Consider the following 17314-nt stretch of genomic DNA (forward strand, 5'->3'; position numbering starts at 1 on the left):
TGAGGTCCGACGGGCCGCGGGGTGGCGCGACCCCCGGCCCGTTCCGACGCCCCGGACGACCGGTCCGCGGCGCCCCGACCTCCCCCCGCAGTGTCGACGAACACGTTCGTCACGTACTTGTTCGCAACGAACATGTTCGTCATACTTCCCCCATGACCACCCGCCCGAGCCGCCGGGAGCGCCCGGCCAAGCCCGCCCTCACCCGTGACGGCATCATCGCCACCGCCGTCGGCGTCCTGCGCGCCGAAGGGCTCGACAAGGTCACCATGCGCAGGCTCGCCGCCGAGCTGGACACCGGGCCCGCCTCGCTCTACGTCTACGTCCGCAACACCGGCGAGCTGCACGCCGCCGTGCTCGACACCCTGCTCGGCGAGGTCGACCGCCCCGCAGGCGCGGGCCCCTGGCTGGACCGGCTCACCGGCCTGCTGTCCTCCTACACCCGCGTCCTGTTCGCCCACCCCGGCCTGGCCAGGTCCGCGCTGGTCAGCCGCCCGCACGGGCCGAACTACGTCGCGCTGGTCGACTCGGTCCTCGGCCTGCTGCACGAGGGCGGCGTCCCCGTGGACCGGGCCGCCTGGGCGGTCGACGTGCTGCTGCAACTGGCCACCGCCACGGCGGCCGAGCACTCCGAGCCCGGCGCCGACGACGCCGAGCAGTGGGCCGCGCTGTCCGAGGTCGTGCGCACCGCCGACCCCGCCACCCACCCGCACATCGCCCGAGCGGGCGACCACCTGCTCTCCGGCGCCGGGCCCGACCGCCTGAACTGGGCGTTCGCCGCGCTGGTCGCCGGAGCCGCCAGCACCCCCAGGGAGAGCACCCCGTGACCGAGCACCCGAAGAACGAGCACCCGAAGAACGAGCACCACGAGATCACCGTCCTCGGCGCGGGCCTCGGCGGCCTGGCGCTGGCCGCCGTGCTGCGCCGCAACGGCGTCAACGCCGCCGTCCACGACCTGGACGCCTCCCCCACCTCGCGGGACCAGGGCGGGGTGCTGGACGTGCACGAGGACTCCGGGCAGGTCGCGCTGCGGGCGGCGGGCGCGTTCGACGCCTTCCGCGCGGCGGTCCACGAGGGCGGCGACGCGACCCGCGTGCTCGACCGGCACGGCGTCACGCGGCTGAGCGACGACGGCGGCAACGGCCGCCCCGAGATCGCGCGCGGCGACCTGCGGCGCGTCCTGCTGGACGCGGCGGGCGGCGACGTGCGGTGGGGGTCGAAGGCCGTGGCGGTCCACCCGCTCGCGGGCGGGCGGCACCGGGTGGTGTTCGCCGACGGCCACGAGCTGACCACCGACCTGCTGGTCGGCGCGGACGGCGCGTGGTCGCGGGTCCGCCCGCTGCTGTCCCCGGCGGTCCCGGAGTACACCGGGGTGTCGTTCGTGGAGCTGACCCTGCCGGACGTCGCGGGGCGCCACCCCGCGATCGCCGAGCTGGCGGGCCCCGGCGGGATGTTCGCGCTGGGCGACGAGCGCGGCTTCCTCGCCCACCGGGACGGCACGGGCGCGCTGCACGCGTACGCGGCGCTGCGGATCGGCCCGGACTGGCTGGGCTCGATCGACTTCACCGACGCCGAGGCGGCCAGGTCCGAGCTGCTGCGGCACTTCGCCGACTGGCACCCGGCCCTGCGCGCGCTGATCACCGAGGCGCCCGCGCCGCTGGTCCCGAGACCGATCCACGCCCTGCCGCGGGGGCACCGCTGGCCGCGCACCCCCGGCGTCACCCTCCTCGGCGACGCGGCGCACCTGATGTCGCCGTTCGCGGGCGAGGGCGCGAACCTGGCGATGCTGGACGGGGCGGAGCTGGGCGCGGCGCTGCTCGCCCACCCCGGCGACGTCGAGGCGGCGCTCGCGGCCTACGAGGCGGCGATGTTCCCGCGCGCCGAGGCCGCGGCGGCGATGTCGGCGGCCGGGCTGGAGGCGTGCTTCGAGCCGTCGGGCCCGGACGCCCTGGTCTCGGTGATGCGGGGCTTCGCCGGGACCCCCGCCTGAGCGCACCCCCGGACCCCGCGCGCCGGCGCGGGGTCCGGGACCGGGCTCAGAGGTGGATGCCCTCGTTGGCCCTGGGCGTGTACGCGGCCTCCAGCGAGGCCACCTCGTCGTCGGTCAGCTCCAGCTCCAGCGACGCCACCGCGTCCACCAGCTGCTCCGAGGTCCGCACCCCCACGATCGGCGCGGTCACCACCGGGTTGCGCGACACCCACGCCAGCGCCACCTGCGCCCTGGACACCCCGCGCGCGGCGGCCACCTCGCCCACCGCCGAGACGATCCGCCGGTCGCTCTCCTCCACCCGGTACAGCGTCGAGCCGAACCGGTCGGTGCTCGAGCGCTCGGTCGTCGCCTCCCAGTCGCGGGTCAGCTTGCCGCGCGCCAGCGGGCTCCACGGGATCACCCCGACCCCGGCGTCCGCGCACAGCGGCAGCATCTCCCGCTCCTCCTCGCGGCTGAGCAGGTTGTAGTGGTTCTGCATCGAGGCGAACCGCGCCCACCCGTTCGCCTTCTGGGTGTACAGCGCCTTGGCGAACTCCCAGGCGTGCATCGACGAGGCGCCCAGGTAGCGGACCTTGCCCGCCCGCACCAGGTCGTGCAGCGCCTCCAGGGTCTCCTCCAGCGGGACCGAGCGGTCCAGCCGGTGGATCTGGTAGAGGTCGACGTGGTCGGTGCCGAGCCGGGTGAGGCTGGCGTCGATCTCGGTCAGGATCGCCTTGCGGGACAGCCCGCCGCCGTTCGGGCCGGGCCGCATCCGGCCGTGCACCTTGGTCGCGACGACGACCTCCTCGCGCGAGGCGAAGTCGCGCAGGGCCCGGCCGAGGATCTCCTCGCTGGAGCCGTCGGAGTAGACGTTCGCGGTGTCGAAGAAGTTGACGCCCGCCTCGAGCGCCTGCTTGATCAGCTCCCGGCTGGGCTCCTCGGGGAGCGTCCAGGTGTGGTTGCCCCGGTCGGGCTCGCCGTAGGTCATGCACCCCAGGGACAGGGGCGAGACGTCCAGTCCGGTGCTGCCGAGCTTCACGTGCCGCACGGGTCGCAGTCCTCCAGTGTGGGTCCGGGACGGGGGTTGCCCCGCCCCGGACCCACCCTAGGGAGGTTCGCGGCGGCCGTCAGGGCCGAGCGGCCCCGGCGGCGCGCGCGATCACTGCGTGGCCAGGCAGAACAGCTGCTGGGGCTCGGTGAACTGGTAGCTGCTGTCGCTCTCCGGGTCGCACTTGGCGGAGTCCGTGCTCCCCTTGACGACGGAGGTCAGCTTCACCCGCTCCGGGACCGAGGTGTCGGTGCAGGACACCGGCGTCGGGTACGCCTCCACCGAGACGTCGGGGTCGGCGTTGTAGCACTTGCCGACGACGAGGTTGGGCACCAGGCAGAAGTTGGTGGTGAACTTGGTGAAGGAGTCGGTCTCCGTCAGCACCTGGTAGTGCGACTGGTCCAGGATGTCGCACTTGATGGTCGACACCTTGCCGACGGTGTAGTTCGCGTCCGGGGCCTCGCAGCCCCGCTCCGTCATCGACAGCTCGCCGCCCGCCTCGGTGGCGTGCACGCACATCCCGGCCTTGATGGTCGCCGCCCACTTCTGCTTGACCGGGGCCACGCTGACCTCGGGGGTCTGGGTCCCGGTCAGCGGCGTCGACGCGGTGGACGTGGAGTCCGAGTCGGAGAACAGGCTCCGCGCGACCAGGCGGACGCCGATGCCCACACCGAGGATCATCAGCACGCTGAGGACGGCCGAGAGCGCCTTCGGCAACCCCTTCTTCTGCGGCGGAACACCACCCGGCGGCATCATCGCGTAATTCGGGTGCGGCGGGGGGCCGAAACCGGGGGCGGGCTGTCCGTACTGGGGTGCGGGCTGACCGTACTGGGGATCGGGCTGCCCGTATTGAGGGGTGGGCTGTCCGTACTGCGGATCGGGCTGCCCGTAGTGAGGGGCGGGCTGACCGTACTGGGCAGCGGGCTGTCCGTAGTGCCCGTTCTCGGGGAACTGCTGCCCGTATTGCCCGTTGCCGGGGGCTCCGCCGGGATGACCGCCCTGGTCGTGCGGGGGCTGGGGTGTGCTCATGGGGACCTTCGTTGTGACCGGTGCTGCCCGTGGAAAGGCTGGACGGGCGCACGCTATAGGCGCGCCCGACCCCGCACTGCGCTTTCGCCGGAAAAAGCCGGGGCGTTTCCCGTGACGTCGACCGCACGCTCCGCGCGGCGACTACGGCTTGACCAGGCAGATGACCAGCTGGGGCTGCGGGAACGTGAAGTACGAGTAGGCGCCCTGGACGTTGCACTTGCTGTGGTCCTGGGTGTCCTTCACGAACTCGGTGACCTTCCGCAGGTTCGCGTCCGCGCCGGTGCACGGCTGCGCGACGGGCACGTCCAGCGGGCCCGCGCCGGTGTCGTAGCACTCGCCGATGACCAGGTTCGGGATCAGGCAGTAGTCGGTGCGCTCGGCGCCCTCGGCGCGCCACACCGTCGTGTAAGCGGCCTCGCAGGTCCCGTCCACGACGACCTTGCCGACCAGGAAGTTCGTCTTGGTCGGGTCGCAGGCGCCCTCGGTCAGCTCCATCTGCCCGGCGACCGTGGTGGCCTTGACGCACGCCCCGGCCTTGATGCTGCTCCAGTCGCCCCTCGGCGTGGCGCTGGTGCTGGACCTGCGGGTGGTCGGGCTCGCGCTGGAGCTGTCGGGCGCGGCGCTCGACGAGGTCGTGGCGCTGGCCGCCGCCGGGGACGCGGTGTCCGGGGAGTCGTCGCCGGTGAGCGCGAAGACGCCCCAGCCGAGCCCGCCGAGCAGCAGCACGGCCACGACGATCCCGACCGCGAGGGCCGCGCCGTTGCGCTTCTTCGGCGGCACTCCCCCGCCGCCGGGGTAGCCGCCGTACTGCCCCTGGTAGCCGCCCGCCGGAAAGGCCTGGGGAAATCCGCCCGGCTGCGCGCCGGGGAATCCGCCCTGGGGGAATCCGCCCTGCGCGCCCGGATATCCGGGTTGGCCGCCCGGATAAGCGCCTTGCGCTCCGGGATGGCCCTGGCCGCCAGGGTGTCCGCCCTGATTACCGGGGTGTCCGCCCTGGGCTCCCGGATAGCCGTTCTGGTTCTGGTCCACGGTGCTGCTCCCGCCCTGCAGTGGGTGGCACGGGGTTCGACGCCCTCGCGTCCCCTCGTTCCCCCCTGTGACGGCGGAACGGCCTTCGGCGTTCCCGCGCAATTCGCGCACCGCCGGTGACGACCCCCACACCCTGGGTCGGTTTTCCCGCTCGGGGACGATTCCCGCAAAGGTCGGGACGGCATTACCGGGACAGCCGGGGAAAGGGACGGCGGAGGGCGGGGCCGCCCGCGACGCCACCGCGGGCGCCCGCCCTTCCGCTCCCTCACGGGAGGGTGCCCGCCACCGCGTTCGGGCCCTGCCCCCGAACCCGGCGCGCACCGCTCCGACCGGCCCCGTCGCCGAGAGGGCCGGGCGCCTGGCGGACCCCGTCCGCCCCGCCCCTCTCCGGTGCCGCACGGCCAATGCTGCCCCTCGGGGGCGCGCGGCGTGAGGGGACGACGGTCCCGATCGACCGGGACCCAGGTCCCTTGCGCTCGGGACGGCGGGGCGGGCTCAGGCGCGGCGGCGGGCGCGCAGCGCCAGCACCAGGCCCGCGAGCAGCGCGGACGCGCTCAGCGCGAGCAGCGGGAGCACCCCGCGCGCCCCGGTCCCGGCCAGCGCCTGCCCCGGTCCCCGACCGGGCTCCTGCCCCTGGGCGGGCGGCGGCGCGTCGACAGCGGGCCCAGCCTCGCCCACCAGCGGCCCCTGGGCGGGCGGCGCGACCGGTTCCGCCGGACCGGGGGACGTCGGCGGGTCCACCGGCGGCTGCGGGTCAACCGGCGGGTCGACGGGCTGCTCCACCGGCACGAGCGCGGCGTCCAGGTCGGCGCGCTGGGTGATGTCCGCCCCGACCACCTGGACCACCAGGTCCCCGCTGGTCAGCGTCACCGGGTCGAACGCGGACCCGACCCGCACGCGCGTCCCCGCGGGCGGGGTGATGCGCACCCGGTAGGAACCGGGGGCCAGGTCCCGGAAGTCGTAGCGCCCGTCCGGCCCGGTCGCCCCGGTCGACGTCGCGGCGCCCTCCAGCGCCACCGCCACCCCCGGCGCGCCCGGCTCGTCCGCGTCCCGCACCCCGTCGCCGTCGGCGTCCTGCCAGGCGAGGCCGCCGAGCGCGCCCAACTCCTCGCCGAAGTCCACGACCGCGCCGAGCCGCACGGTCAGCGCCACCCGGTCCGGCGTGGACGAGCCGTGGCCCGCGGGCTGCTCCTCGGCGAGCACGTAGTCGCCCGGCTGCACCGCCGGGAACAGGTACCGGCCGTCCGCGCCGGTGACGGCGGTGCGCACCCGGCGGCCCAGCCCGTCGTCCAGGGTCACCACCACGTCCGCGAGCCGCCCGGTCTCCTCCGGATCGAGCACGCCGTCGCCGTCGTCGTCCAGGAACACCACGCCCGTCACGTCGCTGACCAGCGCCGCGAACAGGTAGCCGACGGCCTGCGCCCCGGCGGGCAGCGCGATCCCGGAGATCGCGTCCGGGGCGACCGGCGTGCCCCCGGCGCTCCCCGCGGTGTCCGCGCCGTCCGCGTAGCCGAACCACGGGCCGCGCAGCACGGTGTAGGCGCCCGCCAGCAGGTCGGGGAACGCGTAGCCGCCGTCCGCGCCGGTGGTGGCGGTGCGGGTCACGCCCTGCCCGGCGGCGTCGACGCCGAGGAGGGTGACCTGCGCCCCCGGCACCCCGCTCTCCCCCGGCTGGCGCGCCCCGTCGCCGTCCGCGTCCACGTACAGCTCGCCCGCCAGCGATCCGGGCAGCTCGGCGAAGTCGTAGCCGGTGGCGGTGGTCGCGGCGCCCAGCACGATCCCGGTGACCCCGTCGCCCGCGACCGCGCCGCCCGCGCTGCCCGCCACGACCGCGCCGCGCGCGTACCCGACCGGCCTGCGCTCGACCACCTCGTAGGTGCCTGCGGCCAGCGCGGTGAACGCGTACCGGCCACCGGCCGAGGTGGTCGTGGTGCGCGTGCCGCCCGGCCCGACCAGGTCGACCAGCACCCCGTCCAGGCCCAGCTCGGTCGGGTCGACCAGGCCGTTGCGGTTCCGGTCGGCGAACACCGTCCCGGACACCGACGCGGCGCTCTCGGCGAAGACGTAGCCGATGGCCTGCTGGTTCTCCACCAGGGTGATCGCGGAGATCACGTCGGCTCCCACGACGCCGCCCGCGTCACCGACGGTCGCCCCGCCCTGCCCGTACCCGGCGGGCTGGGTCTCGGTGACGGTGTAGCTGCCCGGCGGCAGCGGGCTGAAGGAGAACCCGCCGTCCACCGCCGTGGTCGTGGTCAGGTCCACCGGGCCGGTCAGGTCGAGCCGCACGTCCGGGATGCCGTTGCCCGCCTGGTCGGTGACCCGGCCGGTGATCGAGGCGGCCCTGGCGAGCAGGAAGTCGTAGTCGGTCCCGACCTGGTCCGCGGCGAGCGCGATGCCCGTGACGGCGTTGCGGCCGGTGACCGCTCCCCCCGCCGTGCCCGCGCTGGCCGACACGTCCGCGTAGCCGCCGGGGTGGGTGCTCACCAGGGTGTAGTCGCCCGCCGGGAGCCGGGGGAAGGAGTAGGCCCCGGTGCCCTTGGTGGTGAAGTCGAGGGACAGGCCGTTGTCGCCGGTCAGCCGCACCAGCGCGTTCGGCACGCCCGCGCCGCCCGCCCGCACGGTCCCGGACAGCTCGCCGCCCGCGAGCTCGGCGAACAGGTTGTCGGTGGAGGCGTCCAGGTCGGACAGGAACCCGATCCGGAACCGGTCGTCGCCCTGGGGGACGGCGTTGAAGCCCGGCGTGTCGGTCCCGTCAGCGTAGTCGGCGGGCTGGAACTCGGTGAGCGTGTAGGAGCCCTCGGACAGGCCGTCGAACAGGTAGGTGCCGTCGGCGGCGGTGAACCGCTCGGGGACGGCGGCGGGCGCGGTCGGCGAGTCCAGCTCCAGGGTGAGGCGGACGTTCCCGATGCCGGTGTCCCCGTCGGACGGCTCGTAGGCGCCGTTGTTGTTGCGGTCGTTGAACACCCGCCCGGACACCACACCGGTGCCCACCGGGGTGGAGAGGGCCAGGTCGGTGAGGACGTAGTCGTCGGTCCCCGGCTCGAAGCGGAACAGGAGGTCACGGGTCCCGCCCGGTGGGGCGGTGAGCACGTCGCCGCTCACGAACGAGTGGACGTCCGCGCCCATGGTGTTCGCGTCGGTGGGCGCGGTCGCCCCGTCCACGCCGCCGCTGAAGTAGTTGCCCTGGTCGCCCAGTCCCGGCTGCGCGGCGGAGTCGACGAGCACCCGGTCGCCCGCCCGGTCGTGGTCGCCGCCGAACGCGCTGATCCCCAGCAGGGTCCGCTGCGCCGAGGTGCGCAGGCCCGGCGCGGTGACCTCGTAAGGGCCCGCGCCCGGCGAGACCCGCACGTGCCCGCTGCGCAGCTGCACACGGGTCTTGTACGGGGCGTTGGTGTCGGGCACGTCGTAGGAGTAGGCCACGGTCAGCGACCAGCCGCCGAAGCAGCCGAAGCCCTCAGGGGTCCACACGTTGCCCACCCCGATCGCCAGCGGCACACCGGTCGGGGCCGCCGCCAGCACCGAGGTGACCTCGGCGCCCGCCGAGTACAGCTGGGCCTGCCCCGGGGCCAGCGAGCCCAGGTCGTCCTCGGTGTAGTCCTCGGCGTACACGTTCGCGGCGGGCACGCCCTGCACGCGCAGGAACGCGGGCGTCACGTCCGGGCCGGACACCGGGATGTCCGCCTCCGGCGGCAGCTCCGGCAGCACGACGCCCGCGCCCTGCTGGCGGGCGTCGCAGCCGCTGGTGGCCGAGGAGTCGGCCTGGAGCACCGTGCCGGTGTTGCCCGACCAGGTCAGCCGGGCGTAGTCGACGAACGCGCCGTCCGGGATCGTCAGCTCGGCGGAGGAGGAGTCGAACGTGGAGGTGTCACCGTCGACGTCGGCCCACCGGGTGAAGTAGGCGCCCCTGGTGCGGGCCGGGTCGACGCCGCCCCCGGCCCGCGCGTCGGGGCAGGTCGCGATCGGGACACCGCCCAGCGGGTCCACCGGGTCGCCGGGGTCGGGGCAGCGGGTGTTCCCGTTGCCCACGACCAGGAGGTCGCCGTAGGACTCGGCGGAGTACAGCAGCTCCAGGTCGCGGGCGGGCGCGGACGCGGCCTGCTGCGGCAGGGCGACCAGCAGCGCGGAGAGCAGCCCGAGGCAGGCCGCCGAGGAGGAGAACCTGCTGGCGCGCATGTGACCACTCCGGGGTGTGACGGCGGCGGGACCCGGAGTGCACTATCCGACACCGGCCCCGCTCGCACCGGCCGGGAACCCCGAACGGGTGACCTGGGTGGACGGTCGCGTGATCGTGCGCACCACCCGGCCGGGCACCGGCTCGCCTGAGCCGTCCCGGCCGCCCCCTCTGGCAGGATCGGCCCGAGGAGCGGCGCGGTGGTCGCGCCGCGATCCGGAGGGAGAGCCGTGTCCGCCACTGACCGCCGTTGGACCGACCGGGGGCAGGCCATCGGCCACGGTGTCACCTGGCTGGCCAGGTGGAGCACCCGGCTCGCGCTGGTCGCGATCGGCGCGTACCTGCTGGGGCTGCTGATCGGCAAGCTCTGGGTCGTGGTCATGCCGGTGCTGCTCGGACTGCTGATCACCACGGTGCTGTGGCCGCCCGCCCGCTGGCTGCGCGCCAAGGGCCTCCCGCCCGCGCTGGCCGCCTCGATCGTGCTGCTGCTCGGGCTCGGCGTGCTCGGCGGGATGATCGCGCTGATCAGCTCCTCCATCGCGTCCGGGGCCGACGACATCGCCGACAGCGCCACCGAGGCGCTCGGCCAGGCCAGGCAGTGGGTGAGCGGGCCGCCGCTGAACCTGGGCGACGGGCAGTTCGACGGGCTGATCCAGAAGGGCGTGCAGCAGCTCCAGGCGAGCATCGGGTCGATCGCGAACAGCCTGCTCACCGGGGTCGGCACGGTCACCTCCGGCGTGGTCACCGGGCTGGTGGCGCTGCTGCTGGCGTTCTTCTTCGTCAAGGACGGTCCCCGGTTCATCCCGTGGCTGCGCGCGCTGGTCGGCGAGCGCGCGGGCGGCCACCTGGCGGTCGTGCTGGACCGGGTGTGGGGCACGCTCGGCGACTTCATCCGCACCCAGGCCATCGTGAGCCTGTTCGACGCGGTGCTCATCGGGCTCGGCCTGGTGTTCCTCGGGGTGCCGCTGGCCATCCCGCTGGCGGCGCTGACGTTCCTGGGCGGGTTCATCCCGATCGTGGGCGCGTTCATCGCGGGGGCGATGGCGGTGCTGGTGGCGCTGGTGAGCAACGGGTTCACCGCCGCGGTGATCATGCTGGTGGTCGTGGTGGCGGTGCAGCAGATCGAGGGCAACGTGCTCCAGCCGATCCTGCAGTCGCGGAGCCTGAAGCTGCACGCGGCCGTGGTGCTGCTGGCGGTCACGGCGGGCAGCAGCCTGTACGGGATCGCGGGCGCGTTCCTGGCGGTGCCGGTGGTGGCGACCGCGGCGGTGGTGACCAGGTACCTGGGCGAGGTGGTCGACGCCCGGCTCGCGCCCGCCGCCGAGGCCGCGCCGGAGGCCGTCGACCACGAGGTGCCGGTGACGCCGGCGAGGACCGGGGAGGAACCGGCCTCGGGGAAGTGACGCGGGGGCCGGGTGCGCGGGGCGCGCCCGGCCCTCTCGCTTGCGGCGGTTCCGGGTCTCGGGCGGCGGTTCCGGTGGGGCTCAGAAGTCGCGGACGGCCTCGAACCAGCCCAGCGCGGTGTCCCGGTCGACGCCGCCGATCTCGCCCAGCAGCACGGCGGCCTCCGCGGCGTCCTCGCGCTCCCCGGTCTCCACGCCCGGCAGCTCGCCCACCCGGCGCACGAACCCGGTGACCGCCTCCCGCACGTCGCCGCCCCGTCCGATCGCCTTGGACGCCACCTTGAACGCCTTCGTCGCCGCCGCGCCCGTCCTGGGCGCCCAGCCCGCGAACGGCAGCCCGTACTCCTCCACGAACCACGGCCGCTCCCGCAGCTGCGACACGCCGCTGTGCCCGGTCAGCCGCTGCGCGATCGGGCCGCGCAGCTCGGTGCGCAGCCTGCGGCCCACGGCCGCGTCCACGTTCCACGCCAGGAACGAGGTCAGCTCGGGGAACGAGCGCAGCGGCGGAAGCCCGGACAGGTCCGGGCAGAAGCGGATCTGGAGCTGCCGCAGCGGCAGCGCCTCCAGCGCGCCGAGGTTCGCCAGCGAGCCGGACAGGGCGAGCGAGCGCAGGCGCGGGAACTGGAGCAGGCTGCGGCAGTCGAACGGCTCGTCCAGCGGGCCGGTGGACACCATCAGGTGGGTCAGGTCGGCCAGCACCGGCAGCCGGGGCAGCGCGCGGGCGGACGTGGCGGGCAGCGCCAGCGCCAGCTCCGGCAGCGCGCCACCGGCGGCGAGCACGAAGTCGGTGGGCGCGCCCTGCAGCGCGACGCGCGGGCACAGCTCGGCGGGCGCGAGCCGCAGGCGGACGCAGTGCCCGCCGGAGTTGACGGTGAGCGAGCCGAACCGGGAGCCGCTCGCGTCGATCACGACGTCCGAGGCGGCCTCGAAGTGCAGCCCCTCCACCCGGCGCGCGCGGGCCCACTCGAACACCGACAGGTCGTTGCCGCGGTAGTCCACCCAGCGCGGCCACAACCCGCCCGCCGGGGTCTCCAGCCCGTCGAGCGCGGTCCAGTCGACCCGGTCGTCGGGCCCGACCACCAGGTCGACCTTGTCCGAGCCGGGCGGCCCCACCGACAGGCTCCCGACACCGGGCCGCCGCACCAGCACGTGGCTGCCCGGCCCGGTCAGCGACACGGACACCCTGCCGTCACCACTCCCAGCGGAAGTCAACCGCGGTCCCCTCGACGTGTGCGATCCCCTCCTCGGACCCGGCGCGAGCACGGGGCCACCCGGCACGCGCACCGGGCGGCGGGTGCGGTCCCTGCGAACGAGCGCGCCCCCCGACGACCCATGCGCTCGATTATCACCCTCGGATGCCCCCTTTTGGGGCAGAACGGGATCATATGCAGAAGGAGTTTTCCCCGCAGCCGTGCGGAGAACGCGGTGACCTGGGGTTTTCGCCGTGGATGGGAAAGCGCTTGCCGGGAGGGCTGGGCCGATCGGGGGCGGGTGGGGGTGGGATGGCGACCGGGGGGCGGGTGAAGGCGGGGACGAGACGCCGCCCCGGTGCCTGACTCGGCCCGGAGTTCCGGGCGGTGGGAACCCCGCCGGCCAGTGTGACCACGCGCCTGTCCAGCGGCGCAGGCGAGGCCGGGGGTTCCGGACGGCGGGGACGCTGGTGGGGCGTGGAGTTCCGGGCGGCGGGAACCCCGCCGGCCAGTGTGACCACGCATCTGCCCGGCGGCACCGGCGAGGCCGGGGGTTCCCGACGGCGGGAACCTCGCTGGCCAGCGTGACCACGCATCTGCCCGGCGGCGCAGGCGAGACCGGGGGTTCTGGACGGCGGGGACGCTGGTGGGGCGTGGAGTTCCGGGCGGCGATGGGGTCCCCGGCGGGGAGTTCCGGGCGGCGGCGGGGGGTGCCCGGCGGGGCGTTGCGCGGCGGGCGTGGGCGGGGCTCGCCGGACGATCGCGTGGGTGGTTCGGCGCGCGGGCTTCGCCGGGCGGCGCGGCGGAACCCGCGCCAGGGCCGACGAGTCGCCTGCGCTGCGGACACCATCGGCTTGCGGCGTCGGCCGGTCGGTCCGCGGTGGGGCGGGGTGGGGCGGGGTGCCGCGGCGCCCCGCCCCGTGCCGCGGCCTCGCAGCCCTGTGCCGCGCCCCGACGCCTCGTGCGTGCCGCGGCCTCGCTGCCCTGCGCCGCGTCCACGGCGACCCGCCCCGTGCCGCGCCCAACTGCCCGTGCTGCGCCCCCGGCCGGTCAGAGGTCGCCGACGACCTGCTTGCGGTAGCTGTCCTTGTCCAGTTCGGCGATCTCCACCGTCGCCTGCACCCGCTGCCCGGCGACCCCCGCGAGGTGCCCGGTGAGCACGGCGAGCGCGGCGTCGGACACCGCAGCCTTGGTCGCGGCGTCGCGGCCGGAGAGGAGGGCGACGCGGACGTGCACCATGGCCTCACCGGAGCCGTCGCCGACCACGGCCTCGTCGAGGCGGTAGGCGCGGGTCTTGAACGCCCCCAGGTCGCTGCCCGCGACCTCGGCGAGCACGGGGTGCAGCGCGAGGGCGAACGCGCGCCGGTCGAAGGCGTCGGTCAGGGACGCGGAGTACTCGATGGTGATCTGCGGCATCCCCCGAGCCTAGCCGGCACTGGGCCGTTCGCGTGACGCGGCACGGCGACGCGCCGACCAGCCCACCGCCGCCGACACCACGACCACCGCCCGCGCGCCAGCCACAGCTCACCGGACTCGACCGCCACAACCGAGGTCACGTCAGGAACTCCCACGGCGGACCCGGCAGCGCGCACCCGTCGAACTCCACCGCCCGCGCGAACGCCGGGTCGCGCGCCAGCGCCGCGAGGTCCTCGCACACCGGCACGGACGGCGCGCCGCCCGACAGCCCGGACACCGCGTTGAGCCGCGAGGCCGCCGACCGCAGCGACGACGCCACGACCTGCCCGCTGCCCGACCGCACCCGCCGCAGCAGCCCGTCCAGCACGGCGCGGGCGCACACCACACCCCCGAAGACGTCCACCAGCGTCATCGGGGAACGCGGCACACCGGCGTGCGCCCGCACCGCGCAGCCCGTGCCCAGCGGCGGGGTCGGCCCCAGCTCGTCGCCCCACCCGGAGACGTGGGCGTGCACGATCCCCGGCCGCGCCGCCGCGAACTCCCGCGCGCCCAACCGCCAGCGCTCCCGCCTGCCCGGCCCCCAGTCGTTCAGGAGCACGTCCGCGCCGCGCGCCAGCTCCAGCGCCCGCTCCCGACCGTCCGGAGTGGACAGATCGGCGAACGCGATCCCCTTGCCCCGGTTGAGGGCGTGGAACCGCGCGGACACGGCGGGCATCCCGGAGCCGGGCGGCACGGAGCCGGGCGGCACGGAGCCCGGCGGCACGGAGCCCGGCGGCGCCGCAACCGGAGCGCCGGAGACCGGCGGCGCGGAGACCGTGGCTCCCGAGACCGGCGACAGCGCGACCGCCGACAGCGCTACCGGCCCGCCGACCACCGGCGGCGCGAAGCGCAGCGGGTCGCCGCCCGGCGGTTCCAGCCGCACCACGGACGCCCCGAGCATCCGCAGCAGGCCCCCGGCCAGCGAGCCCTGCACGCGGCGGCAGGACTCCAGCACCACCAGCCCGTCCAGCGGGAGCCCGCCCGAGGCCGGGGCCAGCGGGCCCGGCGCCGCGCCGCCCGGCGCCGCGACCCGGTGCGCGGGCAGGTCGGCCGGCCCGCGCCCCGCCACCCGCACCAGGGTCATGCCGGTGTCCTCGGCGAGCGCGCGCAGCACCGGCAGCGGGTGCCCGGCGGCGACCGCGTGCAGCTCGGCGGGCAGCGGGCACGACGCGGTGGCGGACCGGTGCAGGAACGACCGCCAGCCGGAGGCGACCGCGCTGGGCGAGGCCCCCGCGCTGGTCCAGAACCGCAGCCACACCCCGGCGTCCAGCGCCTCCAGCTCGAACTCGACGCCCTCCGCCGAGGTGAACGGCGGCCCACCCGGCGCGTGGACCTCCGGCGGCGCGCCGCCGTCGGACGCGGTGGCCGCCGCGAGGTGCTGGGACACCGCGAGCAGCCCGGCCTGCGCCACCGACGTGGTGAACCCGCGCACCGGCCCGCCGCGCGCCACCGACAGCTCGACGGCCAACCGGGCGAGCCCGGCCAGCTCGCCCGCCAGCGCCGAGGCGTAGTCCAGCCCCAACCGGGCAGGACCGCCCAGCGCGCGCCCGTGCACGTGCATGAGCCCGCACGCGGCCTGCACGTCCGCCTCGCACTCCAGCGGCAGGTCGACCGGCCCCGCCCAGGACAGCGCGTCCAGCAGCGCGGTCACGCGGGCCGCCTGCCCTGCACCGAGTACACCGCGCACGAGGTCGCCCGGAACGCCGGGTCGGCCACGGCCTCGCGGACCTCGGCCAGCTCCCCGTCCGTCAGGCCCGCCGCGACGAGCCGGTCGCGCAGGCGCCGGGTGCGGTGCGCGATCAACCGCGCCCCCGGCGAGCCCGCCCGCCACGGGAACAGCGCGGGCGCCGGGTCCACGTCGACCAGCCCGGCCTCGGCCATCGCGGAGGCCGCACGCCGCCCCCAGGCCGGGTCCGCGCCCGCCCGCGCGAACACCTCCTCCTCGGCCGCCAGGAACTTCTCGCACACGGCGGCGGCGCGCGGGCTCGGCGCGAGCAGCACCGGGCCGTAGGTGAGGTCGAGCTCGTCCAGCTGCAACCACCCGCCGGGCTTGAGCGAGCGCACCAGCTTGCGCAGCACCGCCTCGCGCTCGGGCAGGTGCAGCAGCACCAGCCGCGCGTGCACCAGGTCGAACTCGCCCTCCGGCAGCGGGTCGGTGACCACGTCGTGCCTGACCACGGTCAGGCCCGGCGCGCTCGGCACGTGGCCTGGCCTGAGGTCGGTGGCCAGCACCGACCCGGTGGGCGCGACCCGGTTGGCCAGCCAGTGCGCGACGCTGCCGCCGCCCGCCCCGACCTCCAGGCACCGCCAGCCCTTGCGCACGCCGGTCAGCGCCAGCCGGGTGAAGGTCATCGGGTCGTAGGCGGCGGCCAGGCAGCGGTGCTGCTCACCGGCGTGGTCGCTGTGGTTGTCGAACACCTGTCCCGCGTCGATCGCGGTCACGGCCGCTCCCCTCGTGGTGTCGCGGCGCTCCTGCGGCGCCTCACGTCCAGCGCCCGCGCGCGTCGGGCTCGACCCGGCCGTCCAGCCTGGCCAGCAGTTCCAGCCTGCGCACCTTCCCGGTCCCGGTGCGCGGCACCTCGTCCCAGCCGAGCACGACCGGGGCCGCCAGCACCGGCAGGTCGGCCACGGCGGTGCGCCAGCGGCGCTCGCCGATGCGGCCGTCCGAGGTGACCAGCACCGGCAGCGGCGGGCGGCCGGCCGGGGTCAGCAGCACGCACTCGACCACCTCCGGCAGCCGGTTCTCCACCAGGTCCTCGACGTTCAGGCAGCTCACGCCCGGCGCCGAGTCGACCTCCCGGTCGAGCAGGCGCACCGCCCCGGTGCGGCTGACCGAGCCGAGGTCGCCGGTGCTCCACCAGCCGTCGACCTCCTTGGCGCGCCAGCGCTCCTCCTCGCCGAGGTAACCGGAGCCGAGCGAGGGGGTGCGGGCCAGCAGCAGCCCGACCCGGCCGCGCGGCAGCGGCTCGAACGTCGCGGGGTCGACCACCCGCAGCTTCGCGCCGCCGGGCAGCGGCCTGCCGAGGTGGCGGGTGCTGGGCCGGGGGCCGGTGACGGCGCGGCGGGTGAGGAGCCGGAGGGTCAGCGGGCCGGTCTCGGCCTGGCCCCACCCCTGCGCCCACACCGGGTGGTCGCGCCGGGAGGCGTTGAGCATCCGGCGCACCGTGGGCGGGTGCACCGCGTCGTGGGTGCTGACGTACAGCCGGACCCGCCGGAACGGGTTGTCCGGCACGCTCACGACGGTCTGCCAGCGCGCGTACGCCGAGGGCAGCGCCTCCACCACGGTCGGCGGGTGCGCGGACAGCACCCTGGGCGCGGACGACGGGTCGCTGAGCACGGTGATCTGCGCGGGCTCGGGCGCGAGGGCGCTGGCGGTCCAGCAGAACGTGCGGACGTGCGCGTAGGAGGAGGCGTTGGCGAGCACGTCGTCGCGCCGCACGCCGATCACCGGCCAGCGCACGGCCTCCCGGCGCGCCAGCCGCAGCACCGCGCTCCGGGTGCTGTGCGCGACCAGCTTCGGCACGCCCGTGGTGCCGGAGGTGTGGTTGACCACCAGCGGCTCGTCGTCGTGGCGGCGGTGCGGCGCGGGCCGGGCCCCGCCGCGCACGTCGTCCAGGGTGAGCGCGCCGTCGACGTCGTCGGCCAGCGCGAGCACGGTCCGCGCGCCGCTGCCCGGCAGGGCCCGATCGGTGACCAGCACCGCCGGGTCGAGCCGCTTGAGCAGGATCTCCAGCACCTCGTCGGACAGGCTCCCGGACAGCTGGGCCGGGACCGCGCCGATCCGGACGGCGGCGCAGGCGAGCAGGTCGTAGTCCCAGTGGTTGCGCTTGACGATCGCGACCCGGTCCCCCGGCCGCGCGCCCGCCTCGGCCAGCCACCCGGACGCCTCGGCGACCAGGTCGGCGAGCACCGGGACGGTCAGGTGCGCGCCCAGCTCGGGCGCGATGTCCAGCGGCCGGTCCAGCACCACGGCGGTGCGGTGGCCGCGCTGCGCGCACTCCTCGAACAGCAGTCCCATGTCGT

Annotated in this window: 12 protein-coding genes; 3 read left to right on the forward strand and 9 right to left on the reverse strand. The window is 76.0% G+C overall.

The window, feature by feature from the left end; genetic code table 11:
- The first annotated feature begins 152 nt into the window (after positions 1-152).
- Together CNX65_RS19090 and CNX65_RS19095 are read left to right on the forward strand one after the other, a co-directional pair.
- Entirely contained in the window at positions 153-824 is a 672-nt protein-coding gene (locus CNX65_RS19090) for a TetR/AcrR family transcriptional regulator (protein ID WP_096494945.1), read from the forward strand.
- A complete protein-coding gene (locus CNX65_RS19095) occupies positions 821-1987 on the forward strand; it encodes an FAD-dependent oxidoreductase (RefSeq protein WP_096494947.1) in 1167 nt (388 codons plus the stop codon). Before CNX65_RS19090 ends, CNX65_RS19095 begins: the two co-directional genes overlap by 4 nt.
- A 46-nt stretch (positions 1988-2033) precedes the next feature.
- On the opposite strand, the gene CNX65_RS19100 is transcribed toward CNX65_RS19095, so the two are convergent.
- From CNX65_RS19100 to CNX65_RS37900, 4 genes are all read right to left on the reverse strand, one after another.
- On the reverse strand, positions 2034-3014 hold the full coding sequence (locus CNX65_RS19100) for an aldo/keto reductase (protein ID WP_096494949.1): 981 nt from the start codon (positions 3012-3014) through the stop codon (positions 2034-2036).
- 111 nt (positions 3015-3125) lie between these two features.
- Positions 3126-4043 carry a hypothetical protein gene (locus CNX65_RS36250; RefSeq protein ID WP_198320507.1) on the reverse strand — a complete coding sequence of 306 codons (918 nt, stop codon included), beginning with the start codon at positions 4041-4043 and terminating at the stop codon, positions 3126-3128.
- 141 nt (positions 4044-4184) lie between these two features.
- Positions 4185-4823, reverse strand: a complete 639-nt coding sequence (locus tag CNX65_RS19110; protein WP_096494951.1) for a hypothetical protein — start codon at positions 4821-4823, stop codon at positions 4185-4187.
- A gap of 744 nt (positions 4824-5567) precedes the next feature.
- Complete coding sequence (locus CNX65_RS37900) at positions 5568-9245, reverse strand: SdrD B-like domain-containing protein (RefSeq protein WP_096494953.1); 3678 nt, start codon at positions 9243-9245, stop codon at positions 5568-5570.
- Positions 9246-9473: 228 nt separating this feature from the next.
- On the opposite strand from CNX65_RS37900, the gene CNX65_RS19120 reads away from it, so the two are divergent.
- The gene (locus CNX65_RS19120; RefSeq protein WP_096494955.1) at positions 9474-10646 is read left to right on the forward strand and encodes an AI-2E family transporter; all 1173 of its coding nucleotides are present in this window, start codon (positions 9474-9476) and stop codon (positions 10644-10646) included.
- 81 nt (positions 10647-10727) lie between these two features.
- On the opposite strand, the gene CNX65_RS19125 is transcribed toward CNX65_RS19120, so the two are convergent.
- The 5 genes from CNX65_RS19125 to CNX65_RS19145 all read right to left on the reverse strand — a co-directional run bounded on the left by CNX65_RS19125 (position 10728) and on the right by CNX65_RS19145 (position 17309).
- Positions 10728-11828 carry a hypothetical protein gene (locus tag CNX65_RS19125; RefSeq protein WP_096494957.1) on the reverse strand — a complete coding sequence of 367 codons (1101 nt, stop codon included), beginning with the start codon at positions 11826-11828 and terminating at the stop codon, positions 10728-10730.
- A 1058-nt stretch (positions 11829-12886) separates the two neighbouring features.
- On the reverse strand, positions 12887-13252 hold the full coding sequence (locus CNX65_RS19130; protein WP_096494959.1) for a 5-carboxymethyl-2-hydroxymuconate Delta-isomerase: 366 nt from the start codon (positions 13250-13252) through the stop codon (positions 12887-12889).
- Between the two features lie 136 nt (positions 13253-13388).
- Entirely contained in the window at positions 13389-14942 is a 1554-nt protein-coding gene (locus CNX65_RS19135) for a CoA transferase (RefSeq protein ID WP_096494960.1), read from the reverse strand.
- Complete coding sequence (locus CNX65_RS19140; protein WP_096494961.1) at positions 14939-15733, reverse strand: class I SAM-dependent methyltransferase; 795 nt, start codon at positions 15731-15733, stop codon at positions 14939-14941. Before CNX65_RS19140 ends, CNX65_RS19135 begins: the two co-directional genes overlap by 4 nt.
- A 40-nt stretch (positions 15734-15773) precedes the next feature.
- Entirely contained in the window at positions 15774-17309 is a 1536-nt protein-coding gene (locus tag CNX65_RS19145) for a class I adenylate-forming enzyme family protein (RefSeq protein WP_096494962.1), read from the reverse strand.
- Positions 17310-17314: the final 5 nt, after the last annotated feature.

This window comes from Actinosynnema pretiosum (assembly GCF_002354875.1).
Classification (GTDB): Bacteria; Actinomycetota; Actinomycetes; order Mycobacteriales; family Pseudonocardiaceae; genus Actinosynnema; species Actinosynnema auranticum.

Bases quoted from the DNA above. Each gene is read 5' to 3' on its own strand.
- CNX65_RS19145 (WP_096494962.1), bottom strand. From the start codon at position 17,309: ATGGGACTGCTGTTCGAGGAGTGCGCGCAGCGCGGCCACCGCACCGCC.
- CNX65_RS19130 (WP_096494959.1), bottom strand. From the start codon at position 13,252: ATGCCGCAGATCACCATCGAGTACTCCGCGTCCCTGACCGACGCCTTC.
- CNX65_RS36250 (WP_198320507.1), bottom strand. From the start codon at position 4,043: ATGAGCACACCCCAGCCCCCGCACGACCAGGGCGGTCATCCCGGCGGA.
- CNX65_RS19090 (WP_096494945.1), top strand. From the start codon at position 153: ATGACCACCCGCCCGAGCCGCCGGGAGCGCCCGGCCAAGCCCGCCCTC.
- CNX65_RS37900 (WP_096494953.1), bottom strand. From the start codon at position 9,245: ATGCGCGCCAGCAGGTTCTCCTCCTCGGCGGCCTGCCTCGGGCTGCTC.